At 50.0% G+C, this 25,083-nt stretch carries 26 protein-coding genes; 7 read left to right on the top strand and 19 right to left on the bottom strand.

The window, feature by feature from the left end; all coding sequences use genetic code 11:
* Positions 1-281 precede the first annotated feature (281 nt).
* The 3 genes from ackA (at position 282) to yfcC (ending at position 5,413) form a co-directional block, all read left to right on the top strand.
* Positions 282-1,484 (top strand): acetate kinase, encoded by a 1,203-nt coding sequence (ackA, locus tag A9587_RS00730; protein WP_000095712.1) that lies wholly within the window; start codon positions 282-284, stop codon positions 1,482-1,484.
* A gap of 74 nt (positions 1,485-1,558) precedes the next feature.
* The gene (gene pta, locus A9587_RS00735; protein WP_000086737.1) at positions 1,559-3,703 is read left to right on the top strand and encodes a phosphate acetyltransferase; all 2,145 of its coding nucleotides are present in this window, start codon (positions 1,559-1,561) and stop codon (positions 3,701-3,703) included.
* Between the two features lie 189 nt (positions 3,704-3,892).
* On the top strand, positions 3,893-5,413 hold the full coding sequence (gene yfcC / locus A9587_RS00740) for a putative basic amino acid antiporter YfcC (RefSeq protein WP_032141354.1): 1,521 nt from the start codon (positions 3,893-3,895) through the stop codon (positions 5,411-5,413).
* Between the two features lie 40 nt (positions 5,414-5,453).
* On the opposite strand, the gene A9587_RS00745 is transcribed toward yfcC, so the two are convergent.
* The 5 genes from A9587_RS00745 to A9587_RS00765 form a co-directional block, all read right to left on the bottom strand.
* The gene (locus tag A9587_RS00745) at positions 5,454-6,407 is read right to left on the bottom strand and encodes a transketolase family protein (protein WP_000593041.1); all 954 of its coding nucleotides are present in this window, start codon (positions 6,405-6,407) and stop codon (positions 5,454-5,456) included.
* Positions 6,400-7,230: a transketolase gene (locus A9587_RS00750; protein ID WP_038354604.1), complete on the bottom strand. Its 831-nt coding sequence runs from the start codon at positions 7,228-7,230 to the stop codon at positions 6,400-6,402. Before A9587_RS00750 ends, A9587_RS00745 begins: the two co-directional genes overlap by 8 nt.
* Positions 7,227-8,615, bottom strand: a complete 1,389-nt coding sequence (locus A9587_RS00755) for a PTS ascorbate transporter subunit IIC (RefSeq protein ID WP_001516785.1) — start codon at positions 8,613-8,615, stop codon at positions 7,227-7,229. The genes A9587_RS00750 and A9587_RS00755 overlap by 4 nt, the downstream gene beginning before the upstream one ends.
* Before the next feature lie 22 nt (positions 8,616-8,637).
* Positions 8,638-8,910: a PTS sugar transporter subunit IIB gene (locus tag A9587_RS00760; RefSeq protein ID WP_000699821.1), complete on the bottom strand. Its 273-nt coding sequence runs from the start codon at positions 8,908-8,910 to the stop codon at positions 8,638-8,640.
* A 79-nt stretch (positions 8,911-8,989) separates the two neighbouring features.
* Positions 8,990-9,433 (bottom strand): PTS sugar transporter subunit IIA, encoded by a 444-nt coding sequence (locus tag A9587_RS00765; protein WP_000935564.1) that lies wholly within the window; start codon positions 9,431-9,433, stop codon positions 8,990-8,992.
* A 251-nt stretch (positions 9,434-9,684) separates the two neighbouring features.
* Between A9587_RS00765 and A9587_RS00770 the strand changes: the two genes are divergently transcribed.
* Positions 9,685-10,704 (top strand): LacI family DNA-binding transcriptional regulator, encoded by a 1,020-nt coding sequence (locus A9587_RS00770; protein WP_001516786.1) that lies wholly within the window; start codon positions 9,685-9,687, stop codon positions 10,702-10,704.
* Between the two features lie 6 nt (positions 10,705-10,710).
* Here A9587_RS00770 and yfcD read toward each other — a convergent pair whose 3' ends face one another.
* Genes yfcD through yfcF form a run of 3 tightly spaced genes read right to left on the bottom strand, consistent with a single transcriptional unit; the run spans position 10,711 to position 12,569 of the window.
* On the bottom strand, positions 10,711-11,259 hold the full coding sequence (yfcD, locus tag A9587_RS00775) for an NUDIX hydrolase YfcD (RefSeq protein ID WP_000437936.1): 549 nt from the start codon (positions 11,257-11,259) through the stop codon (positions 10,711-10,713).
* 58 nt (positions 11,260-11,317) lie between these two features.
* Positions 11,318-11,869 (bottom strand): phosphodiesterase, encoded by a 552-nt coding sequence (yfcE, locus tag A9587_RS00780; protein ID WP_001516787.1) that lies wholly within the window; start codon positions 11,867-11,869, stop codon positions 11,318-11,320.
* Between the two features lie 55 nt (positions 11,870-11,924).
* Entirely contained in the window at positions 11,925-12,569 is a 645-nt protein-coding gene (gene yfcF / locus A9587_RS00785; RefSeq protein ID WP_000042426.1) for a glutathione transferase, read from the bottom strand.
* A gap of 134 nt (positions 12,570-12,703) precedes the next feature.
* On the opposite strand from yfcF, the gene yfcG reads away from it, so the two are divergent.
* The 3 genes from yfcG to A9587_RS00800 are packed head-to-tail and all read left to right on the top strand — an operon-like array spanning position 12,704 to position 14,684.
* Complete coding sequence (gene yfcG, locus A9587_RS00790; protein WP_000566507.1) at positions 12,704-13,351, top strand: GSH-dependent disulfide bond oxidoreductase; 648 nt, start codon at positions 12,704-12,706, stop codon at positions 13,349-13,351.
* A gap of 56 nt (positions 13,352-13,407) precedes the next feature.
* Positions 13,408-13,770, top strand: a complete 363-nt coding sequence (folX, locus tag A9587_RS00795; protein WP_016249014.1) for a dihydroneopterin triphosphate 2'-epimerase — start codon at positions 13,408-13,410, stop codon at positions 13,768-13,770.
* Between the two features lie 20 nt (positions 13,771-13,790).
* Positions 13,791-14,684, top strand: a complete 894-nt coding sequence (locus tag A9587_RS00800; RefSeq protein ID WP_001516790.1) for a TIGR01777 family oxidoreductase — start codon at positions 13,791-13,793, stop codon at positions 14,682-14,684.
* Between the two features lie 47 nt (positions 14,685-14,731).
* Here A9587_RS00800 and rpnB read toward each other — a convergent pair whose 3' ends face one another.
* The 11 genes from rpnB to folC form a co-directional block, all read right to left on the bottom strand.
* Positions 14,732-15,622: a recombination-promoting nuclease RpnB gene (gene rpnB / locus A9587_RS00805; protein ID WP_105263447.1), complete on the bottom strand. Its 891-nt coding sequence runs from the start codon at positions 15,620-15,622 to the stop codon at positions 14,732-14,734.
* 196 nt (positions 15,623-15,818) lie between these two features.
* Positions 15,819-16,592, bottom strand: coding sequence for a histidine ABC transporter ATP-binding protein HisP (gene hisP / locus A9587_RS00810; protein WP_001293593.1), 774 nt, complete (start codon positions 16,590-16,592; stop codon positions 15,819-15,821).
* Positions 16,593-16,599: 7 nt separating this feature from the next.
* Complete coding sequence (locus A9587_RS00815) at positions 16,600-17,316, bottom strand: ABC transporter permease (protein WP_105263448.1); 717 nt, start codon at positions 17,314-17,316, stop codon at positions 16,600-16,602.
* Positions 17,313-17,999 carry a histidine ABC transporter permease HisQ gene (gene hisQ / locus A9587_RS00820; protein WP_000965518.1) on the bottom strand — a complete coding sequence of 229 codons (687 nt, stop codon included), beginning with the start codon at positions 17,997-17,999 and terminating at the stop codon, positions 17,313-17,315. The genes A9587_RS00815 and hisQ overlap by 4 nt, the downstream gene beginning before the upstream one ends.
* A gap of 90 nt (positions 18,000-18,089) precedes the next feature.
* Entirely contained in the window at positions 18,090-18,872 is a 783-nt protein-coding gene (gene hisJ / locus A9587_RS00825) for a histidine ABC transporter substrate-binding protein HisJ (protein ID WP_000737621.1), read from the bottom strand.
* 219 nt (positions 18,873-19,091) lie between these two features.
* Positions 19,092-19,874, bottom strand: a complete 783-nt coding sequence (gene argT, locus A9587_RS00830) for a lysine/arginine/ornithine ABC transporter substrate-binding protein ArgT (protein WP_000748242.1) — start codon at positions 19,872-19,874, stop codon at positions 19,092-19,094.
* 264 nt (positions 19,875-20,138) lie between these two features.
* Positions 20,139-20,708 carry a flavin prenyltransferase UbiX gene (gene ubiX / locus A9587_RS00835; RefSeq protein ID WP_000825693.1) on the bottom strand — a complete coding sequence of 190 codons (570 nt, stop codon included), beginning with the start codon at positions 20,706-20,708 and terminating at the stop codon, positions 20,139-20,141.
* A 94-nt stretch (positions 20,709-20,802) separates the two neighbouring features.
* Positions 20,803-22,320, bottom strand: coding sequence for an amidophosphoribosyltransferase (purF, locus tag A9587_RS00840; protein ID WP_000334207.1), 1,518 nt, complete (start codon positions 22,318-22,320; stop codon positions 20,803-20,805).
* A gap of 36 nt (positions 22,321-22,356) precedes the next feature.
* Entirely contained in the window at positions 22,357-22,845 is a 489-nt protein-coding gene (gene cvpA / locus A9587_RS00845; protein WP_000262105.1) for a colicin V production protein, read from the bottom strand.
* A gap of 256 nt (positions 22,846-23,101) precedes the next feature.
* Positions 23,102-23,764 carry a cell division protein DedD gene (dedD, locus tag A9587_RS00850; RefSeq protein ID WP_105263449.1) on the bottom strand — a complete coding sequence of 221 codons (663 nt, stop codon included), beginning with the start codon at positions 23,762-23,764 and terminating at the stop codon, positions 23,102-23,104.
* Positions 23,754-25,022 (bottom strand): bifunctional tetrahydrofolate synthase/dihydrofolate synthase, encoded by a 1,269-nt coding sequence (gene folC / locus A9587_RS00855; protein ID WP_016262186.1) that lies wholly within the window; start codon positions 25,020-25,022, stop codon positions 23,754-23,756. Before folC ends, dedD begins: the two co-directional genes overlap by 11 nt.
* Positions 25,023-25,083: the final 61 nt, after the last annotated feature.

Consider the following 25,083-nt stretch of genomic DNA (forward strand, 5'->3'; position numbering starts at 1 on the left):
GCGGGACAACGTTCAAAACATTTTGTCTTCCATACCCACTATCAGGTATCCTTTAGCGGCCTGAAGGCCTAAGTAGTACATATTCATTGAGTCGTCAAATTCATATACATTATGCCATTGGCTGAAAATTACGCAAAATGGCATAGACTCAAGATATTTATTCCATCATGCAAAAAAAATTTGCAGTGCATGATGTTAATCATAAATGTCAGCGTCATCATGCGCTACGCTCTATGGCTCCCTGACGTTTTTTTAGCCACGTATCAATTATAGGTACTTCCATGTCGAGTAAGTTAGTACTGGTTCTGAACTGCGGTAGTTCTTCACTGAAATTTGCAATCATCGATGCAGTAAATGGTGAAGAGTACCTTTCTGGTTTAGCCGAATGTTTTCACCTGCCCGAAGCACGCATCAAATGGAAAATGGACGGCAATAAACAAGAAGCGGCTCTAGGTGCAGGCGCCGCTCACAGCGAAGCGCTCAACTTTATCGTTAATACTATTCTGGCACAAAAACCAGAACTTTCTGCGCAACTGACTGCTATCGGTCACCGTATCGTACACGGCGGCGAGAAGTATACCAGCTCCGTAGTGATCGATGAGTCTGTTATTCAGGGTATCAAAGATGCAGCTTCTTTTGCACCGCTGCACAACCCGGCTCACCTGATTGGTATCGAAGAAGCACTGAAATCTTTCCCGCAACTGAAAGACAAAAACGTTGCTGTGTTCGACACCGCGTTCCACCAGACTATGCCGGAAGAGTCTTACCTCTACGCCCTGCCGTACAACCTGTACAAAGAGCACGGCATTCGTCGTTACGGCGCACACGGCACCAGCCACTTCTATGTAACCCAGGAAGCGGCGAAAATGCTGAACAAACCGGTAGAAGAGCTGAACATCATCACCTGCCACCTGGGCAACGGTGGTTCCGTTTCTGCTATCCGCAACGGCAAATGCGTTGACACCTCTATGGGTCTGACCCCGCTGGAAGGTCTGGTAATGGGTACTCGCTCTGGCGATATCGACCCGGCTATCATCTTCCACCTGCACGACACCCTCGGCATGAGCGTTGACGCAATCAACAAAATGCTGACCAAAGAGTCTGGCCTGCTAGGTCTGACCGAAGTGACCAGCGATTGCCGCTATGTTGAAGACAACTACGCGACGAAAGAAGACGCGAAGCGCGCAATGGACGTTTACTGCCATCGCCTGGCGAAGTACATCGGTGCATACACTGCGCTGATGGATGGTCGTCTGGACGCAGTTGTATTCACCGGTGGTATCGGTGAAAATGCCGCGATGGTTCGTGAACTGTCTCTGGGCAAACTGGGCGTGCTGGGCTTTGAGGTTGATCATGAACGCAACCTGGCTGCACGTTTCGGCAAATCTGGTTTCATCAACAAAGAAGGCACCCGCCCTGCTGTTGTGATCCCGACCAACGAAGAGCTGGTTATCGCGCAAGACGCCTGCCGCCTGACCGCCTGATTCCACACCGCCAGCCCTGCTGGCGGTGCTGTTTTGTAACCCGCCAAACTGGCGGTAACGAAAGAGGATAAACCGTGTCCCGTATTATTATGCTGATCCCTACCGGAACCAGCGTCGGTCTGACCAGCGTCAGTCTTGGCGTGATCCGTGCAATGGAACGCAAAGGCGTTCGTCTGAGCGTTTTTAAACCTATCGCTCAGCCGCGTACCGGTGGCGATGCGCCCGATCAGACAACGACTATCGTGCGTGCGAGTTCTTCCACCACGACAGCCGCTGAACCGCTGAAAATGAGTTACGTTGAAGGTCTGCTTTCCAGCAATAAGAAAGATGTGCTGATGGAAGAGATCGTCGCGAACTACCACGCCAACACCAAAGATGCCGAAGTGGTTCTGGTTGAAGGTCTGGTCCCGACACGTAAGCACCAGTTTGCCCAGTCTCTGAACTACGAAATCGCCAAAACGCTGAACGCGGAAATCGTCTTCGTTATGTCTCAGGGCACTGATACCCCGGAGCAGTTGAAAGAGCGTATCGAACTGACTCGCAACAGCTTCGGCGGTGCAAAAAACACCAATATCACTGGCGTTATCGTTAACAAACTGAATGCTCCGGTTGATGAGCAGGGTCGTACTCGCCCGGATCTGTCTGAGATTTTCGATGACTCTTCCAAAGCGAAAGTCAACAATGTTGATCCGGCGAAGCTGCAAGACTCCAGCCCGCTGCCGGTTCTCGGCGCTGTGCCGTGGAGCTTTGATCTGATCGCAACTCGTGCGATCGATATGGCACGCCACCTGAACGCCACCATCATCAACGAAGGCGACATCAACACTCGCCGCGTGAAATCTGTGACTTTCTGCGCACGCAGCATTCCGCACATGCTGGAGCACTTCCGTGCCGGCTCTCTGCTGGTGACTTCCGCAGACCGTCCTGACGTACTGGTTGCCGCTTGTCTGGCTGCAATGAACGGCGTAGAAATCGGTGCTCTGCTGCTGACTGGCGGCTATGAAATGGACGCGCGCATTTCTAAACTGTGCGAACGTGCTTTCGCTACCGGCCTGCCGGTATTCATGGTGAACACCAACACCTGGCAAACCTCTCTGAGCCTGCAAAGCTTCAACCTGGAAGTTCCGGTTGACGATCACGAGCGCATCGAGAAAGTTCAGGAATACGTTGCTAACTACATCAACGCTGACTGGATCGATTCCCTGACTGCAACTTCCGAACGCAGCCGTCGTCTGTCTCCGCCAGCGTTCCGTTATCAACTGACCGAACTGGCACGCAAAGCAGGCAAACGTATCGTTCTGCCGGAAGGCGACGAACCGCGTACCGTTAAAGCAGCCGCTATCTGTGCCGAACGTGGTATCGCAACGTGCGTACTGCTGGGTAACCCGGCAGAGATCAACCGCGTTGCAGCGTCTCAGGGCGTAGAACTGGGCGCAGGCATTGAAATCGTTGATCCAGAAGTGGTTCGCGAAAACTATGTTGCTCGTCTGGTCGAACTGCGTAAGAACAAAGGCATGACCGAAACTGTTGCACGCGAACAGTTGGAAGACAACGTGGTTCTCGGCACGCTGATGCTGGAACAGGATGAAGTTGATGGTCTGGTTTCCGGTGCTGTTCACACCACCGCAAACACCATCCGTCCGCCGCTGCAGTTGATCAAAACTGCACCGGGCAGCTCTCTGGTATCTTCCGTGTTCTTCATGCTGCTGCCGGAGCAGGTTTACGTTTACGGTGACTGCGCGATCAACCCGGATCCGACCGCAGAACAACTGGCTGAAATCGCAATTCAGTCTGCTGATTCCGCCGCTGCTTTCGGTATCGAACCGCGCGTGGCTATGCTCTCCTACTCCACCGGTACTTCTGGTGCAGGTAGTGACGTAGAGAAAGTTCGCGAAGCAACTCGTCTGGCTCAGGAAAAACGTCCTGACCTGATGATCGACGGTCCTCTGCAGTACGACGCTGCGGTAATGGCTGACGTTGCGAAATCTAAAGCGCCGAACTCTCCGGTTGCAGGTCGCGCTACCGTGTTCATCTTCCCGGATCTGAACACCGGTAACACCACTTACAAAGCGGTACAGCGTTCTGCCGACCTGATCTCCATCGGGCCGATGCTGCAGGGTATGCGCAAGCCGGTTAACGACCTGTCCCGTGGCGCACTGGTTGACGATATCGTCTATACCATCGCACTGACCGCGATTCAGTCTGCACAGCAGCAGTAATCTCGTCATTATCCGCAGCCATGCGCTGCGGATATCTGAACCGGAAATAGTCACTATTTCCGGTTTTTTATTCTCTTAATTTGCATTACTCCTTTCTGATTATCTTGCTTAACTGCGCTGCATCAATGAATTGCGCCATCTCACTTTGCATACTTACCACTTTGTCTTGTGCAAGGGAAAATTTGCGCTATGTCCGCAATAACTGAATCCAAACCAACCAGAAGATGGGCAATGCCCGATACGTTGGTGATTATCTTTTTTGTTGCTATTTTAACCAGTCTCGCCACCTGGGTTGTTCCGGTGGGAATGTTTGACAGTCAGGAAGTGCAATATCAGGTTGATGGTCAGACGAAGACTCGCAAAGTTGTAGATCCTCACTCATTTCGCATTCTGACCAACGAGGCAGGCGAACCCGAGTATCACCGAGTACAACTGTTCACGACGGGAGATGAACGCCCCGGTTTGATGAACTTCCCGTTTGAAGGGCTAACCTCTGGCTCGAAATATGGGACAGCCGTTGGCATCATCATGTTTATGCTGGTGATTGGCGGCGCGTTTGGTATCGTGATGCGCACAGGAACCATTGATAACGGGATTCTCGCGCTTATCCGCCACACTCGAGGGAATGAAATTCTTTTCATTCCGGCACTGTTTATTCTCTTTTCACTCGGCGGTGCGGTATTTGGCATGGGGGAAGAGGCCGTCGCCTTTGCCATCATCATTGCCCCACTAATGGTACGCCTGGGTTACGACAGTATTACCACCGTCCTGGTAACCTACATCGCAACGCAAATCGGTTTTGCCAGCTCGTGGATGAACCCGTTCTGCGTGGTTGTCGCCCAGGGGATTGCTGGCGTTCCTGTCCTTTCCGGCTCCGGGTTGCGCATTGTGGTGTGGGTTATCGCCACTCTGATTGGCCTCATCTTTACCATGGTGTACGCCTCACGGGTGAAAAAGAATCCTTTGTTGTCACGCGTGCATGATTCCGATCGCTTCTTCCGCGAAAAACAAGCTGATGTTGAACAGCGGCCGTTCACTTTCGGTGACTGGCTGGTATTGATTGTCCTGACCGCCGTCATGATCTGGGTGATTTGGGGCGTGATCGTTAACGCCTGGTTTATTCCAGAGATTGCCAGCCAGTTCTTCACTATGGGTCTGGTGATTGGCATCATCGGCGTTGCCTTCCGCCTTAACGGTATGACCGTTAACACCATGGCCTCGTCATTTACCGAAGGGGCTAGAATGATGATTGCTCCTGCACTGCTGGTCGGTTTTGCCAAAGGGATTTTACTGCTGGTTGGCAATGGCGAAGCGGGTGATGCCAGCGTGCTGAATACTATTCTCAATAGCATTGCCAATGCCATTAGCGGCCTGGATAACGCGGTCGCGGCCTGGTTTATGCTGCTCTTCCAGGCGGTATTCAATTTCTTTGTGACATCCGGTTCTGGTCAGGCAGCGTTAACCATGCCGTTACTGGCACCGCTTGGCGATCTGGTTGGCGTTAACCGTCAGGTTACCGTGCTGGCGTTCCAGTTTGGCGATGGCTTCAGCCATATCATTTACCCGACCTCGGCTTCGTTAATGGCGACGCTCGGTGTTTGCCGGGTAGATTTCCGTAACTGGCTGAAAGTGGGTGCAACACTGCTTGGACTGCTGTTTATTATGTCCAGCGTCGTGGTGATAGGCGCTCAGTTAATGGGTTACCATTAAGTCAATAATCCCCTTGCCAGTCTCTGGCAAGGGGAACTGATTACAATAGCTCTCTGGCTGCCGCCACAATATCATGCGCGGTTAACCCGTACTCTCTCTGTAAAAAGTCCTGAGTTCCAACCTGACCATAACGCTCCTTCACGCCCACGCGACGCATTGGTATTGGGCAACTTTCGACTAATACCTCGGCAACGGCTGACCCTAGCCCATTGTGAATACTATGGTTTTCACAGGTCACAATACGCCCCGTTTTCTCGGCATAATTTTTAATCAACATTCGGTCAACAGGTTTAAGAGTAAACATATCAATTACTGCCGCACTTACACCGCTCTGTTCCAGTTGACGTGCGGCCTCCAGGGCTTCAGCCACCATAATGCCATTAGCAATCAGCGTGATGTCAGTACCTTCACGCAGTACATTGCCTTTACCAATAGAGAAGGTTGTCCCAGGAGAATAAATACTTGTCGCTTGCTTACGGATCGTACGAACCCAGTAAAACCCATCAAGCTCTACAAGCTGGCGTAAAATATCACTAAACATCACCGCATCGGTCATCTCCATCACCACCGAATGCGCCAGCCCACGCACAATTCCCATATCTTCAAATGACATATGTGTCCCGCCATTGTGGCAAGCGGTAACACCCGCATCAGAAGCAATCACTTTGACATTAGCACGCTGGTAATCAAGCGACATAAAGAGCTGATCAAAACAGCGACGACTGGCAAATGCGGTAAAGGTATGCACGAATGGCTTGCGCCCGGTTAAGGCCAGCCCTGCAGCGGTGCCGATAACATTAGCTTCCATAATGCCGCAATTAATGACGTACTGTGGATAATCCCGCGCCACGCTGTCCATTGCCATGGAACTCATTAAATCAGCCTCAAGGGCAATGACAGAATTACCGTTTTCAATCTGTTGCGCAATAAAGCCTGCATAAATTTTGCGCATCTCGATGCTGTCTTTTTGTCCTGCCGGTGCGAGCTTAATCATGCATGGCCTCCAGTTGGCGAATTGTTTCGTTTAGCGTCTCCTTCATTTCTTCCGTGAGGCGTAAATGATGAGAATTACTGAGTTGCTCAAGACACGCTACCCCCTGCCCTTTGATACTATCGAGAATGACTACTCTCGGTCTGGCCTCGGCTGGTAGAACAGGTTTAACTACATTCAACAACCCCTCAATATCATCGCCCTTCACTGTCACGACATCAAAACCGAAAGCGCGAAATTTTCCTTCTAAATCAAATGGATTAATAATTTCATCCAGTTCGCCATCAAGCTGCTGTTTGTTCCAGTCCACAAACACAGTGAGATTATTCAAACGATGATGAGCAATAAACTGGAAGGCTTCCCAACATTGGCCTTCGTTAAGTTCACCATCGCCAACAATACAAAAAACCCGATTCTTGCGCCCCGCCAGTTTATGCGACAGCGCCATCCCTCCTGCAATGGATATCCCCTGCCCCAGCGATCCTGTAGTGGCATCAACACCACGCGTTTTTAGCCGATCCGGATGACTTGGTAAGCGAGTTCCGTTCTGATTTAAGGTGCTTAATTCTTCCAGTGGAAAATAACCTTTCAGCGCCAGAGTACTGTAGAGCGCAGGTCCGGCATGCCCTTTTGACAATACAAAATAGTCACGATCAGGCCAGTCGGGATCAGCAGGATCAATTTTCATCACCGCGCCATAAAGAACTGCCAGCGTTTCCACAACAGACATGCTGCCACCATAATGACCAAAGCCAAGATGAGTTAATGATTTAAGCGTCTGGATACGAATATCCCGTGCAAGTTGTGTCACTTCTTTAACATTCATGATTTGGCTCCGCTCTTCTCCTGCACTTTGGCAGCGAGTTTGTTATTGGCGAAAATGTTCCAGGCAACCAGCAGCACAAATAGCGCTACTACAAGTCCGGTTATGGCAAAAGGCGAGAGATAACGCGCCAGGTTCCCGAGAACGATGCCGACAGCACCAAAATCCGCATCGGAAAAGGTCGTATTTGCAAAGCCTATCGCCCCCAGAACTGGCAATAACAGCACTGGCAGGAAGGTAATCAATAAACCATTCGCAAAAGCACCAATCATCGCGCCGCGACGCCCACCCGTAGCATTACCAAATACACCCGCAGTTGCTCCGGTGAAGAAGTGAGGAACGACACCAGGAAGAATCAGCACCAGTTTCATCTGTCCCAACAAAAATAGCCCCACCAAACCACCAAGAAAGCTAAATAAGAAGCCAACTAACACTGCATTTGGCGCATACGGATACACAACCGGACAATCGAGGGCGGGACGCGCATTCGGCACCAGCTTTTCTGAAAATCCGGTAAATGCCGGAACAATTTCAGCAAGGATTAAACGCACACCTTGCAGAATGATAAATACGCCTGCGGCGAAGGTGATGGCCATAATAATGGCGTAGACAAGGTAGTTTTGACCGCCACTAAACTGGCTTTCAACGTACTCGCGCCCCGCACTGATCGCCATGATCAGATAAATCACCATCATCGTAAGGGAAATAGAGATGGAGCTATCGCGCAGGAAGCTCAGATTTTTGGGCAAATTCATCTCTTCGGTGGAACGCGAACCTTTACCGCACATGCTGCCAATCCAGCCAGAGAGTACATACCCCAAAGTACCAAAGTGACCAAAAGCGATTTCATCATTCCCGGTAATACGCCTCATGTAACGTTGTGCTAACGCAGGGAAAAACGCCATCACTAATCCCAGAATAAGAGAACCGGTAAATACCAGTGATATACCTTCAAAACCAGCCACTGTCAGAATCACACCAATCATGCAGGCCATATAAAATGTGTGGTGTCCGGTAAGAAAAATATATTTCAGGCGGGTAAAGCGGGCAACAATAATATTCGCTACCATACCAAATGCCATAATAAGCGCCGTCGACGCGCCATATTTTTCCAACGCAATAGAAACAATAGCCTCATTATTCGGAATGATACCCTGAATATTAAAGGCATGTTCAAACATACTACCCAGCGGATTTAAAGAACCAACCAGAACAGTGGCACCACCGCCCAGAACAATAAATCCGAGAATGGTTTTAATTGTGCCTTTAACAACATCTGAAAATGCTTTTTTCTGAGCAACCAGACCGATTAAGGCAATCAAGCCGACCAGTACCGAGGGTACTTTGAGTATATCAACAACAAAATTCAGCGTTTCAAGGATAAACATATCCACCTCGCTTCAATTAAGGTTATTGTTTTGCGAACCAGTTACGCAGTTGCGTTTCAAGTTCATTAATATCAATGATGTTGTTGATAACCACCAACTGACTTTCCGGTACGCTGGCACTGGCGGCAATATCTTTAGCCATCACAAATAAATCGGCAGCCCCTGGCGTTGCTGATGAGAGATCGGAATGTTCCACTTCCGCTTCTATCTCCATTTTTTTCAGAACTTTTTTAATATTCATTTCGACCATAAAACTACTACCAAGCCCTGAGCCACAAATAGCCATAATTTTCATTATATTCACCATGTTAAGTTGTAGAAGTTCTCATCACGCAACGGCGTAATGTTGTGACAAGACTGAATTTTGAATGTAATTAGAATCGTGAAATTATCGTTTTTATTTCCTCCAGGTTGCGAGCCTGATGCAATTCCTGTAAATCCTTCTCACTGGAGAATAACTCAGCCAGTGCAGATATCATTTCGATATGGCTGTGTTTATCTGGTGCGGCAAGTAAAATGATGACATCTACAGGATCAAATTCCTCTGCATTAAAACTGACACCTTCTTCGAGTTTTAATAATGATAACCCCAATCCTTTTGCACCTTCTTCTGGTCGGGCATGGGGCATTGCCAGCCCAGGCGCCAGGACATAATAAGGCCCCAGTTTTTCATGTTGTGTTTTTATCGCACTGAGATAATCCGTCGTAATTATCTCCGCCTCCAGTAACGGTCTGGCACAAATATCTAATGCTTGCTGCCAGGTTGTGACATTCTTTCGTAATGCGATTGTTGAATCAGAAAGCCAGGTATTAAGCACTTGTCCTCCTCATTTTCCGTGTCAATGAGCAGACTTTAAGCAAGCAACGGCGGCATATCTGAGATCAATCTCACAAAGATAGCGCTATCAGTATGTATCATTCATATTTGTGATAGCGCTATCAAAACGGATTTCACTGATGAAATCCAAACTTCTACCAGAAATTAAGGGGTATACTCTGCTACCAACAGGAAGCCGTTGATGATAAGTAAAAAAAGATCTCCATATGTAGTCGCTGAGCAGGATTTTGTATGGCAATAACCCGAAAACGTCGTAGTACTGGTAAAGTCACTATCGCCGATGTCGCGCAACTCGCAGGAGTTGGCACAATGACTGTATCCAGAGCGTTACGCACTCCCGAACAAGTTTCCGATAAACTGCGGGAGAAGATTGAAGCCGCAGTTAATGAATTAGGGTACATGCCCAACCTCACTGCAAGCGCGCTGGCATCGGCATCTTCGCACACGATTGCAATGGTCGTACCAAACCTGGCTGAAGCAGGATGCACGGAAATGTTTGCCGGGCTGCAACATGTACTACAACCAGCGGGATATCAGATAATCCTGGCTGAGTCACGCCATCGTCTGGAGCAAGAAGAAAAACTGCTGGAAACTCTGCTGGCTTCTAATATCGCCGCAGCGATTTTGCTCAGTGTTGAGCATAATAATACCGTGCGTAACTGGCTCAAAAATGCCTCGATTCCCGTTATGGAAATCGGTGCCATTCGTACCGATCCGATTGATATGAACATTGGCATTGATAATGTCGCAGCAATGTTCGAACTGACGGATATGCTGGTACAACGTGGTTATCAGAATATCGGTTTGCTATGCGCCAACCAGGAACAGTGGATCTTTCAGCAGCATTTACAGGGATGGTATAAAGCTATGTTACGCCATCATATGTCTCCCAACCGTGTTATTAACGCTGCTCTGCCACCGGTTTTTTCCACCGGAGCATCACAATTACCGGAATTTTTACTCGCATGGCCGGAACTGGATGCCCTGGTATGTGTGTCAGATGAGTTGGCCTGCGGTGTTCTGTATGAATGTCAACGAAGACGCATCAAAGTACCAGACGATCTCGCCGTAGTGGGATTTGGTGACAGTGACGTTAGTAAAGTTTGCCAACCACCATTAACAACAATGGCCGTTCCTCACAGGAAAATTGGTCTGGAGGCAGGAAAGGCTTTGCTGGAACGAATTAGAGAAGGTAACTGGAGCGATCAGGTACTCATCGCTCCCAGTTTGTGTTTACGTGAAAGCTGCTGAAACTTATTAAGCCTCTTCTGGATCTTCTTTCGTTTCTACTTCATTCCTGGCATTGCGCTTCATCCACAATGCCAGGGCTTTCAGCGAGTCTGGTGTGAACTCATCGCAACGTGCGGTAATTTCTTCCGGCGTCAGCCAGCAAACCTCACTGACTTCATCTTCCTGGAGAGCGAAAGGACCGTGGGAGACACAACTGAATAACGCGCCCCAGACACGGCAATTTTTATCTTCGAAATAGAACTGCCCGTGCTCGGCAAAGGGGACTCCGGCAATGCCCAACTCTTCTTCCGCCTCGCGACGTGCGGATTCCAGCAGTTGTTCATCGGCCTGGACCACGCCACCTGCGGTCGCATCTAACATGCCGGGTAAAAAGTCTTTTGTCTCGGTACGACGCTGCACAAGAATTTTGCCCATACCATCATGTACAACGATGTAAGTTGCACGATGGCGCAGACACTGTGCCCGCATTTGTTCCCGGCTGGCTTGTGCAATGACTTCGTTCTCTTCATTGACAATATCCACCCATTCAGTACTTGCCAAACGACGCTGTTCCATTATCAGGAAACCTTCTTTTTCTGGCGCTCTTACGGCGCATTTTGAGTTGTGGGGTAAATTACGGATTAATCGCGACCTGCGCAATGATACTTTGATCATTGAGTGCGATTACGCTTAGTACGTCATCATCCAGCGTGCCATAACTCGCCGGATAGCCGCCTTTCGGAATGCTTACCGAACCGGGGTTAAAGTGGAAAATATCCCCCCGCTTTTCCGCTACTGGTAGATGGGTATGACCATACACCAGCACGTCGTTCTGGTTTAAAGCAGGCAGATTATCCGGGCCAAACAGATGGCCATGCGTCAAAAACAGGCGTTGTTTTTCCAGTAACACCTGTTGCCACGGCGCGGTTATCGGGAAATGCAGTAGCATTTGGTCCACTTCGCTGTCGCAGTTGCCGCGCACGGCGATAATGTTATGCGCCATCTCATTCAGCCGTTCGGCTACTTTGGCTGGCGCATACCCTTCAGGCAGGGCGTTTCGCGGGCCATGATTCAGCACGTCTCCGAGAATCACCAACCACTGGGCACCGCTTTGGGCAAATAAATCCAGAACACGTTCCGTCGCCGGTAACGACCCATGAATGTCCGATGCAAACATCAGTTTCATCACTCACTCCTCGTCGAAAAAACGTAAGCTATGATACTGGATTCTGTCGTTGCTATCAGCCAGATTGCTTTGCTGAAAGTGCAATAAAACGCTGAACTGAAGCCCGCTGCCACTGGAATGCCGCATAATCCACCAGACGTTCCGACACCTCATCACCATGTAGTACCAGACGATTAATCATTAACGCTAAATCAGTATCCGCAATACACCATTCGCCAAACAGATTCGGCTGACCATGCGCCAGTAAATGTTCTGCCATCGCGAACAGTTTCTCCGCGCTGGCTTTTCCCATTGCCGATAGTGGCGCTTTCTTCGCACCGGCAAAAACGACATCCGTAGAACGTTCTTCGCGGATGGGCATCAGATCGCTGCGTAGCCAGGCCTGAATCTGCCGTGCCCGCGCCCGGTGTTGTAAATCAAGCGGATAAATACGCTCCCAGGTCGGCGGCGCAAAACAGTCCTCCAGATATTCTGCAATGGCAGAGGATTCACTCAACTCAAAATCATCAATTTGTAACAACGGCACGCGCCGTGTCTGCCCATAACCTTGCCACGTCGGCTGCAAATGTTCACCGCTGTCGAGGTCGATGGTCTTCATATGAAAAGGCAGACCTTTTTCCTGCAACGCCACCCAGGCGGATAACACATAAGGGGAGAAAAAATGGGCATCTGACCAAAGCGTGATAGCGGGTTTACTCATTATGTCCTCAGCGATAAATGGGCTTGCTATCAAACTATAGAGCCTTTTTGTCACCGTTACGTGATGAAAACTCACACAAGTCGCCACGGTTTCTATACTTGAGATGTTCAGATTATTAGATAACCGGAGCTGCGATGATCGATCTCTATTTCGCCCCCACACCGAATGGTCACAAAATCACGTTGTTTCTCGAAGAGGCAAGGCTGGATTATCGCTTAATCAAAGTTGACCTCGGTAAAGGCAGTCAGTTTCGCCCGGAGTTTTTGCGCATTTCACCGAACAATAAAATTCCGGCAATTGTCGATCACTCCCCAATTGACGGCGGCAAACCATTAAGCATGTTTGAGTCGGGGGCTATTTTGTTGTATCTGGCAGAGAAAACAGGACTCTTTTTGAGCCATGAACCACGTGAACGCGCCGCCACATTACAGTGGTTATTCTGGCAGGTTGGCGGCCTGGGGCCGATGCTCGGGCAAAATCATCATTTTAACCACGCTGCACCACAAAGCATTCCTTACGCAATTGAACGTTATCAGGTTGAAACCCAACGTCTCTATCACGTACTGAATAAGCGGTTGGAAAACTCCCCCTGGTTGGGCGGAGAAAACTACAGCATTGCAGATATTGCCTGCTGGCCGTGGGTCAATGCCTGGGCTCGCCAGCGCATTGACCTCGCGATGTATCCGGCAGTAAAAAACTGGTATGAGCGAATCCGTTCGCGTCCTGCTACCGGGCAGGCGCTGCTAAAAGCGCAAGTAAATGATGAGATTTCGAATAGTTAACAGAACCGGGTTCTCGTGTATTATTTAATCCTAAATAAAACAACGGAGAACCTGCAATGGCACAACCTGCCGCTATTATTCGTATAAAGAACCTTCGTTTACGTACGTTTATCGGAATTAAAGACGAAGAGATTAACAACCGTCAGGATATTGTTATCAACGTTACGATCCACTACCCCGCCGATAAAGCGCGCACCAGCGAAGATATTAACGACGCGCTGAATTATCGCACCATTACTAAAAACATCATTCAGCATGTAGAGAATAACCGTTTCTCTTTGCTGGAAAAATTAACTCAGGATGTGCTCGATATCGCACGTGAACATCACTGGGTGACGTATGCTGAAGTGGAGATCGATAAACTTCACGCGCTGCGCTACGCCGATTCGGTATCAATGACCTTGAGCTGGCAGCGTTAACCGCCATATCGGGAGGCTGCATGAATATAGTGATCACCGGAGGGACGGGATTAATTGGTCGTCATTTAATCCCTCGTTTGCTGGAGTTGGGGCATCAGGTCACGGTGGTGACGCGTACCCCGCAGAAAGCCAGCTCCGTCCTCGGCCCTCAGGTGACACTATGGCAAGGGCTTGCCGATCAACGCAATCTCAACGGCGTGGATGTGGTGGTCAACCTGGCTGGTGAACCCATTGCTGATAAACGCTGGACTCACGAGCAAAAAGATCTCCTCTGTCAAAGTCGCTGGAATATCACGCAAAAACTGGTGGATTTGATTAACGCCAGTGACTCGCCGCCGTCAGTGCTTATTTCAGGCTCGGCGGCGGGATATTATGGCGATTTAGGTGAAGTGGTGGTCACCGAAGAAGAACCGCCGCATAACGAATTTACCCATAAACTCTGTGCCCGCTGGGAAGAAATAGCTTGTCGGGCACAAAGTGACAAAACACGAGTATGCCTGCTACGAACCGGTGTGGTGCTGGCACCAGATGGCGGTATCCTCAGCAAAATGCTGCCACCGTTTCGCCTTGGTCTGGGAGGTCCGATTGGCTCCGGTCGGCAGTATCTGCCCTGGATTCATATTGATGATATGGTTAACGGTATTCTCTGGCTGCTGGATAACGATCTGCGGGGACCATTTAATATGGTTTCGCCATATCCGGTACACAATGAACAATTTGCCCACGCGCTAGGCCATGCACTGCATCGCCCGGCGATTATGCGCGTCCCTGCCGCAGCCATTCGCTTGCTGATGGGGGAATCATCGGTTCTGGTATTGGGCGGACAACGTGCGCTGCCAAAAAGGCTGGAAGAAGCGGGGTTCGCTTTTCGCTGGTACGATTTAGACGAAGCGCTGGCGGATGTTGTTCGCTGATACGCTTTGCCGCGAACATCCGCCAGGTAGCCTCGGGGTTTACTGGATCAGTGACTTTGCGCCAGAAGCTCGTCTGGCGAAAGTCGGGTTACCATCAGAACTAACTCTCTGTCTAAACCTCTCTCCAGCATCTCCTGGGCAATACGCAGAGCTTCTTCGCGTTTACCCTGCATTGCGCCCTCTTCACGTAATCTGTCAGCAATAGTCATCAGTTTCTCCTTTTCTTGTGGTGCTCGTTCCGCTATCTCACCAATAAATGCACGGAAACGCTGGGCATCCCCCGTTTGTAAAACGTAATTAAACAGTGCTTGTAGCTGCCTGTCATTAGTGTTCCCTGTAACTAAAAGAGAAACAATTTGCTCCACTAAACCCAATAAGTCGCGCTGGCGAATATGTTTCTGAATTAACTCCAGCAATGCCATTTTACGGTGTTGCATAATCTCGTCATCCGGCACTACAGTAATATCTACCAACGGAAAAGCCGATGAGTAAATTTTGCGGGCAATCGCAGGTTCTGCAAATTCATCAAGCCAGCAGAGAGAATAAGGATAAGGACTTCTGCAACCATGATAAAACAGCATTGGGATCACCAAAGGAAGTTCTTTATAGCCCGCATCCAGATGGTTTTGCATCGCCGCGATGGAATAACGCATCATGCGAAAAGCCATTAATTCTTCCGCCTTACTTTGGTGTTCAATGACGACATAAATATACCCCATCCCCTCCTGTGTTTTCACTGACCACAAGACGTCGGAGTAATATTGTCGCAGGTTTTCATCAATAAAACTGTTTGGTTCCAGTTTTAACGTTGTTAAATCACACAGATTGCGCAGCGGTGCTGGAAGATGAATATCAATAAAATCTCGTGCTGTATCTGGATGGCGTAAAAAGGATTTAAATACTGCATCATGCGGCGTGGAAGTGGTCAATATTGTCATGGCGTTCCGTCACCCATCAAATTTAAGAGGACGAGACAATAACTACCCTTTATAACCAATGCAGTAGGCAGTTTTTATATTTGGACAACGAATTCAGAAGTATTTTAAGTGGGCTGAAATATATACATTTCAATGGAAGCTAACTCGCAAATTAGCCTTGAAAATACTCCGGCAGCATTAGCCGCCGGAGAGGCAATTATTTCAGTGATCCTTTAAGGAACTGTTGCAGACGCGGGCTTTGCGGGTTGCCAAATAACTGTTCCGGCGTCCCCTCTTCTTCTATTTTCCCCTGATGGAGAAAAATGACGTGGGTAGAGACATGGCGAGCAAAGCCCATTTCATGAGTCACCACCACCATGGTTTTCCCCTCTTCCGCCAGTTGCTGCATAATGCGCAGAACTTCGCCTACCAGCTCTGGATCGAGCGCTGAGGTAGGTTCATCAAACAGCAAAACTTCCGGTTCCATTGCCAGCGCCCGTGCAATGGAAACACGCTGTTGCTGACCACCGGAAAGATGCACCGGGTATTTCCCCTGCGCACGTTCGTCTATGCCAACTTTCGCCAGATATTTCACTGCCCGCTCGCGTGCTTCCTGCTTGCTCAGCCCCAACACCTGAATCGGCGCTTCCATGACGTTTTCCAGCACCGTCATATGGCTCCAGAGATTGAAGTGCTGAAACACCATCGTCAGGCGCGTGCGCAGTAAACGTAGCTGATTTTTATCGGCAACTTTGAGTTGGCCGTCTTTATCGCGCACCAGATTGATGTTCTGCCCGTTAACCACGATCGCGCCTTCGCTCGGTTTTTCGAGGAAGTTAATACAGCGCAAAAAGGTACTTTTCCCCGATCCCGACGATCCGATGATACTGATCACATCCCCGGCGTTCGCTTGCAGTGAAACGCCTTTCAGCACTTCGTGTTCGCCGTAGCGTTTGTGCAAATCGATAACGTTTAATTTATTCTCGGACATCGTATTCTCAGTGCGTTGAAGAAGGTTTCACATGCTGCAACCAGCGTTTTTCCGCTTTGCGAAAGAGACTGATCAGGACATAAGAGATGATTAAATAGAGCACCGCGGCAATGCCAAAGGCAGTAAAAGGTTGATACGTGGCGGCGTTGATATCGCGGGCAATTTTCAGCAGATCCGGCACCGTGGCAGTAAACGCCAGCGCAGTAGAGTGCAGCATCAGAATCACTTCGTTGCTGTAGGCCGGTAATGCAATACGCAGTGCCGACGGCAAAATAATGCAGCGATACATTTTAAAGGTTGAGAAACCATAGGCTCTGGCAGCTTCAATTTCCCCATGCGGCACCGACCGGATCGCCCCGGCAAAAATCTCAGTGGTGTAAGCACAGGTGTTGAGCGTCAATGCCAGCACGGTACAGTTCAGGCCACTGCGGAAAAAGGTGTTAAGGAACTCGGTGCCTTTAACAATCTCCAGCGTGTACATGCCGGAATAGAACACCAGCAACTGAACATACAGCGGCGTACCGCGAAAAATATAAGTAAATAACCAGATGGGAAACTGAATGTATTTATTACTTGAGACGCGCCCAATCGCCAGAAACAGCGCCAGAATCCCCCCCATCACCACCGACAGAATCAGCAACCAGAGAGTGATCGCCACACCGGTAAAGCGATAACCGTCAGTCCACAGCAGCGGTTTCCAGTATTCATGTAAGATTTCGATCACAGGTCGGCCCTCTTCACACCCACGGAGTAGCGGCGCTCAAGGAACAGCAGCACACCATTGGAAACGGTGGTAAAAACCAGATAAATCACGCCACAGACGATGGCGAAATAGAATGGTTCCCAGGTACTTTTGCCTGCCAGTTGAGTGGCTTTCACCACATCTTCCAGTCCGAGTAACGAAACGAGAGCCGTTGATTTAAGAATGACCTGCCAGTTGTTGCCAATCCCCGGTAGGGCGTAACGCATCATCGCCGGGAACATAATCCGCCGAAACACTTGCCCACGGGTAAAGCCGAATGCTGTTGCCGCCTCAATATGCCCTTTCGGCACCGCCATAAACGCGCCGCGGAACGTTTCGGTGAAGTAAGCGCCGTAGATAAACCCCAGGGTTATAATACCGGCGACCATCGGGTCGATATCAATCTGTCCGACGCCCATCGCCTCCGTCACCGTGTTTAGCGCGATCTGCAAACCGTAGAATATCAGCAGCATTAACACTAAATCCGGCACACCGCGTATCAGCGTGGTATAGCCTTCGAAAATCAGTCCCGATAACCGATTTTGCGAAAGCTTACCGCCAGCGCCAATAAGACCGATAATTACAGCGAGCACTACAGAGCTGATAGCCAGCTCCAGCGTGACGAGCGCCCCCTGTAAAATTACACCTGAAAACCCATACAACATGCTGCCTGTCCTGTTGTGTGTGGTGAATTTACCGCCTCTTATCTCCCTCCGGTGCCTCGAAGGGAGCGGGCTTTCTTTCACCGATGGCGATTAGCCACCATAAACATCAAAATCGAAGTACTTTTTCGCTAATTTCTCGTAAGTACCGTCAGCGCGCATTTCAGCAAAGGCTTTGTTCAGTGCCTCGCGCAGTTCGTTATCTTCTTTACGCAGCCCCATGCCGGTGCCTACGCCAAACAGTTTTTCATCTTTAACAGACGGACCACCGAATTTGTAATCTTTACCGACTGGCTGTTTGAGGAAACCTTCACTGGCGGCAACTTCATCCTGGAACGCGGCATCAATACGTCCGGCAGTCAGGTCTGAGTAAATATTGTCCTGCCCCTGATAAGAGACGATTTCAATGCCTTTGGGAGCCCAGTGTTCGTTACCAAATGTCTCCTGGGTGGTGCCCTGCAATACCCCTACCCGCTTGCCTTTCAGCGATTCTACTGTCGGCTGGATGTCAGAATTTTTCGCCACCACCAGACGAGAATCGGCAGCATACAGTTTGTCGGTGAAGGCAATTTCCTGCTGACGTTTTTCCGTGATGGAAAGTGATGACATGATGGCGTCAATCTTCTTCGCTTTTAATGACGGAATTAACGCATCCAGCGGATTCTCAACAAAGGTACATTGCGTATTGATGCGTTTGCACAACTCCTTCGCCAGATCAATATCAAAGCCAACCAGTTCGCCTTGTGAATTTTTTGATTCAAATGGTGCATAGGTTGGATCGGTGCCGATACGGATATTTTGCGGAATAGCAGCAAACGCAGCGGTTGCGCTGGAGAAGGCCAGAACCAGAGAGAGCGATAGCACCAGTTTTTTCATAATGTCCTCAACTGACAGTCTTTTTATAGGGAATATTTACAGGTTTGTTACAGTTATCGTGCCATAAAATTGACCAACAAGGCAAAATATCCAGGCCAGTTAGCCGTATTTTTTTTCATTAAAATTGCTTAAGTATGCATTTTAATGCACCACGATAGTGCAACAAACCTGGAATGCACCATGATGATTCCCCATCAGGCGCTACTTCCCTGCGACGTATCAGCCACCATAGACATTAAAGTCGAAATACTTTTTTGCCATCTTGTCGTAAGTGCCATCCTGACGCAGTTCGCCAAGCGCCTTATCAAAGGCGGCTTTCAGTTCGGCATCATCTTTACGTAGCCCTACACCTGTACCATCACCGAAGTATTTTTTGTCTTTCACTGATGAACCAGCAAAGGCGAACTCTTTACCGGCGGGTTGCTTGAGGAAACCTTCGCTGGCAGCGACTTCATCCTGCAGAGCGGCATCCAGACGACCTGCATCCAGATCGGAATAGACCAAATCCTGGTTAGCATAGGCCACCACATCGACGCCTTTACTGCGCCAGTTGTCATTGGCGTACGCTTCCTGGGTGGAGCCTTGCAGCACACCGACATGTTTACCTTTCAGCGAATCCAGCGTTGGTTGGATCGGTGAACCTTTAGCTGCAATCAAACGAGAATCCGCGGCATACAGCTTGTCGGAGAAGGCAATCTCCTGCTGACGTTTATCAGTAATAGAGAGCGATGAAATAATGGCATCGATTTTTTTCGCTTTCAGTGACGGGATCAGCGCATCAAAGTCACTGGCAACCCAGGTACATTTAACCTGCATGCGTTTGCACATCTCGTTACCCAGATCGATATCAAAGCCAACAAAGTCACCTTTGGCATCTTTCGATGAGAACGGCGCATAGGTGGTATCCGTTCCGATACGTACCGTCTCCGGCAGTGCCGCAGAGCTGGAAGCTGCTGCGGACAGACCGACTAACAAAGACAGAGCAAGAATCGACTTCTTCATACATAACCCTCAAGTGAAATGGCTTTTTTATGTTGTGTATTGTGTTGTGTGTTTGCAGGCTCGTTCATGCAGGTCTTATGCCATCTTGACAACAGCTCAAACATATAACGTTAAATATGTTAATAAGACGTTGCATTATTGTCCTAAAGTTGAAGATAGCAGGTATGCCGGTTGAATCGCAGCGTTTCGATTCAATGGCAGGAACAAAATGTCGAGGATTTGATCACGGTTGCAAAATTGCCCCGAAACAGGGCAACAGCAAAGTTATGCGCCCTGCCAGCGGGCAAAGAGATCTTCGGGAAGGGTTATCGTAAACTGATCAAGTACACGGTTAACCGTTTGATTTATCACATCATCAAGCGATTGCGGACGATGATAAAACGCCGGAACGGGAGGCATAATTACCGCACCAATTTCCGCAGCCTGAGTCATTAAACGCAAGTGTCCTAAGTGCAGCGGCGTTTCACGCACGCAGAGCACCAGTGGGCGACGCTCTTTCAGTACCACATCTGCTGCTCGGGTCAGTAAACCATCGGTATAGCTATGGACAATGCCGGAAAGGGTTTTGATTGAACAGGGTAAAATCACCATCCCCAACGTCTGGAAAGACCCGGAAGAGATGCTGGCGGCAATATCGCGCGCATCATGGGTGACATCGGCTAATGCCTGAACTTCGCGCAGGGAAAAATCCGTTTCGAGGGATAAAGTCTGGCGCGCTGCCTGGCTCATCACCAGATGCGTTTCAACATCTGCGACATCACGCAGAACCTGTAATAAACGTACGCCATAAATCGCGCCGCTGGCACCGCTGATGCCTACAATGAGTCGTTTCATAGATAATTGCCCTGTCAGACTTGCAGGCAGACTTTGCAGGATTTCGGCGGGAGTTGCAAGTCAGGGTGCCAGACCGGCACCCTGAACGAAGGTATTATCCTTCGTTATGCATTTCCAGGTTTTCAACTTCGTTCTGACGTTGCACTGCTTTAGCGTCGTCATTACGTAAAGTATCGAGGAAATCGAGGTAGCCTTGATCAACGTCTTTGGTGACATAGACGCCATTAAACACCGAGCATTCGAACTGCTGAATATCCGGATTTTCAGCGCGAACGGCTTCGATCAGATCGTTTAGATCCTGGAAGATAAGCCCATCAGCACCGATGATCTGGCGGATTTCATCCACTTCACGACCGTGTGCGATCAGTTCCGTGGCGCTCGGCATATCAATACCATAAACGTTCGGGAAACGAATTTCCGGCGCGGCAGAGGCGAGATACACTTTCTTCGCTCCGGCTTCACGCGCCATCTCGATAATCTGCTCAGAGGTGGTGCCGCGGACGATGGAGTCATCGACCAGCAGAACGTTTTTATCGCGGAACTCAGCGCGGTTGGCGTTCAGTTTACGACGAACAGACTTACGGCGCAGTTGCTGGCCCGGCATGATAAAGGTACGGCCAACGTAGCGGTTTTTCACGAAGCCCTGGCGGTACGGTTTACCCAGAATGCGAGCGATTTCCAGTGCGATATCGCAGGAGGTTTCCGGAATCGGGATCACCACGTCAATATCCAGATCTTCCCATTCACGGGCAATTTTTTCGCCAAGCTTGGTGCCCATATTAACGCGGGCGCTATAAACGGAAATTTTGTCGATGAACGAATCCGGGCGGGCAAAGTAAACATACTCGAACAGGCACGGATTGCTGACCGGATTGTCGGCACACTGACGGGTAAACAACTGCCCTTCTTCAGTGATGTAAATCGCTTCGCCCGGTGCGACGTCACGCAGGAACTCAAAGCCCAGGGTATCGAGCGCAACGCTTTCAGAGGCAACCATATATTCTGTGCGATTGTCATCAACATCGCGTTTTCCCAACACCAGCGGACGAATGCCGTTAGGATCGCGGAAAGCAACCATACCGTGGCCGATAATCATCGCCACACAGGCATATGCGCCACGGATCAGACGGTTAGTGGCGGCAATGGCGGCGAAAATGTTATCGGCTTCCAGCGGATAGTGGCGGAAGTTATCCAGTTCGCTGGCGAAGATATTAAGCAAAATTTCCGAGTCAGAAGTGGTGTTGATGTGGCGGCGTTTTTCTTCAAACAACTTTTTACGCAACTCGTGAGCGTTAGTCAGATTGCCATTATGGGCAAGCGTGATGCCATACGGAGAGTTAACGTAAAACGGCTGCGCTTCAGAAGCGCTGGAGCTGCCAGCCGTAGGGTAACGCACATGACCAATGCCCATATTGCCCTGCAAACGCTGCATGTGGCGAGCTTCAAATATATCGCTCACCAGACCGTTCGCTTTACGCAAACGAAAGCAGTTATTGGCATCAATGGTGATGATGCCTGCGGCATCCTGACCGCGATGCTGAAGCACCGTTAAGGCATCATAAATCGACTGGTTAACCGGCATAACACCGGCGATACCGACAATACCGCACATACGTCTTTTTCCTCGTTAAGCCACATCTCAGAGCACTTACGCTCTGGGCAAGAAACTTGACGAGCTTTGCAGATAATCAAAAAACCATCTGATGATAAAACTGAACTGTGGGATCAGCTGTGATTTGCTCCAGTCTTCGCTTTTCGACACTCCGGTAAAGGAGTCGAGAAAGAAAAGAATAGCGGCAACAATCAATACGCCGCGCAACGCACCGAAACAGACGCCCAGCACCCGATCGGTGCCTGACAACCCCGTTTTCTCCACCAACTGACCTATCACGAAGTTCACGATAGCGCCAACGATAAGCGTAGCGATAAACAGTACCGCGATGGCAATCCCATTTCGAACCAGTTCGTCTTCAAAGCCCGTAAACCAGGCTGACAGGTAAGTGTAGTAATGACTGGCGACAAAGAACGCACAACCCCATGTCACCAGCGATAATGCTTCACGAACAAAGCCGCGGATCAGGCTAACCAGAGAAGAAAAAGCAATCACCGCGATTATGGCGTAATCAATCCAGACCATATGTGTCCCACGATTTTACGCCCTGTCATCCTGTTCGGGGCGCATTCTAACAGAAAAAGAAAACGTTTGCGTAGGGATTTCCTTCCCGCGCATCAATAAAAATGGCGCTGAAAAAATATTCAACGCCATCGACTTTTTGTGCCTTTGCGGCACCGGCTATACGTGTCGGATGCGGCGTGAACGCCTTATCCGACCTGGGGTTATGCTCCCGCGTAGACCTGATAAGACGCGTTAGCGTCGCATCAGGCAAACCGTATTAATTCGGCGTATAGCCCATCACCACGCCGCTCAAGCCAGAAAGCTGCCTCAACTCACCCAGCGAACCTTTCAGCTTCTCTTTAGAAGCATCCGGCCCAACCAGAATGCGGGTGATTTTACCCTGCACTGGCGTCGACGGCGACGTATAAACGCGATATCCCGCGCCACGCAGCTTAGCAACAATCTCATTCACTTTATCGGCATTTTTCAGCGCGCCCAGTTGCACTACATACGCTTTACCCGTCGGTGCCGCTTTTTCTTCGACGGCAGGTTTTGGTTCTGGCTTCGGCGCTGGTGGCGTTTCCACCTTCGGCTTCGGCGGTTCCACAGGTTTCGGCTTCGGTGGAGCAACCGGTGCAGGTTCCGGTTCAAACTCAGTATTATTGGCTGCAATGATTGCCGGATCGAGTGACGGTGCCGCTGCATCTCCCGCACGCACCTCCTCTGCAGCCCCTTCTGGCGGCTGTGTCGGCAACGCCTGAGTGGCGGCTGGCATCATATCAGGCTCGTCACGATCGCCAGCTTTCGGCACCAGCGGGATCGCTGCGAACTCATCCTGATAATGTTTTTTCTGCCCATCGAGCAGCCCTGGAAGCACAATCACCCCCAGCGCCACCAGCACTATTGTGCCAACTAACCGATTCTGAAACTTACTCGCCACCGCTTCTCCTCGCGTCAATCACTTCCATGACATGTGCGACCGTATGGAATGAACCACACACCAGCACGGTATCTTCCGGTTTAGCGTCCGCCATCGCGGCATCCCATGCCTGCGCAACGCTGTCAAATGGTTTGCCATTACCCAGATGTTCCAGCAGTTGCTCTGCTGTAGCACCGCGTGGCCCTTCCAGTGGCGCACAATACCAGTCATCAACTACGCTTTTCAACCAGGCCAGAGTTCCGGCAATATCTTTATCATGTAGCATACCGATAACCGCCAGCACGCGCCCGCTTTTCGGTAACGCTTGCATACGTCCGGTGAGATATTCTGCCGCATGTGGATTATGGGCGACATCAAAAATGACGCGTGGCAACTCACTCACAATCTGGAAACGTCCCGGTAAAATTGCACTGGCAATGCCCTCGCGAATTGCCTGTTCACTGACCTCCAGGCCGCTGGCGCGAAGTGCTGCCAGCGCCGTTGCGGCATTTGGTTGTGGGACAAGCGGCAACGGCAGGTTTTCTAGCGTACCGTGAGCATCGGTAAACGACCAGTCATGGTCTGTGACAGAATAATTCCACTCAACACCGCGACGTTGCAGCAATGCACCTTTTTCCTGCGCCACATCGGCAATGGTGTACGGCATTTCCGGTTCACCGACAATCGCCGGTTTTTCACTGCGGAAGATCCCCGCTTTCTCGCGACCAATGCTTTCGCGATCTGGCCCCAGCCAGTCGGTATGATCAAGCGCAATGCTGGTCACTACCGCGACATCAGCATCAACAATATTGGTGGCATCCAGACGACCGCCCAGCCCGACTTCCAGAATCACCACGTCAAGTTGTGCCTGTTTGAATAGCCACAACGCCGACAGCGTACCGTATTCGAAATAGGTCAGAGAAATATCACCGCGTGCCGATTCAATCTCAGCAAAAGAGGCAGTATGGGCCGATTCCGGTAATTCCTGACCCTGCACACGAACGCGCTCGGTATAACGCACCAGATGCGGCGAACTGTAGACCCCCACTTTGTACCCTGCCGCCATCAGAATCGACTCCAGCGTGCGACAGGTTGTGCCTTTGCCATTAGTACCCGCGACAGTAAACACAAACGGTGCTGGTTTCAGAACGCCGAGACGCGCTGCCACCTGGCTTACGCGCTCAAGGCCGAGATCGATAGTCTTACTGTGCAGGTTTTCCAGATAAGAAAGCCACGAAGCCAAAGGCGACGCGGCTTGAGGTGTGCGTTTGATAATCATGGTATCCGCTGATTCATTACGGGGATAATAGCAAAAGGGCAGAGCCAGCGGCCCTGCCCTT

The sequence above is a fragment of the Escherichia sp. MOD1-EC6162 genome (assembly GCF_002965125.1).
GTDB classification, from domain to species: Bacteria; Pseudomonadota; Gammaproteobacteria; order Enterobacterales; family Enterobacteriaceae; genus Escherichia; species Escherichia marmotae.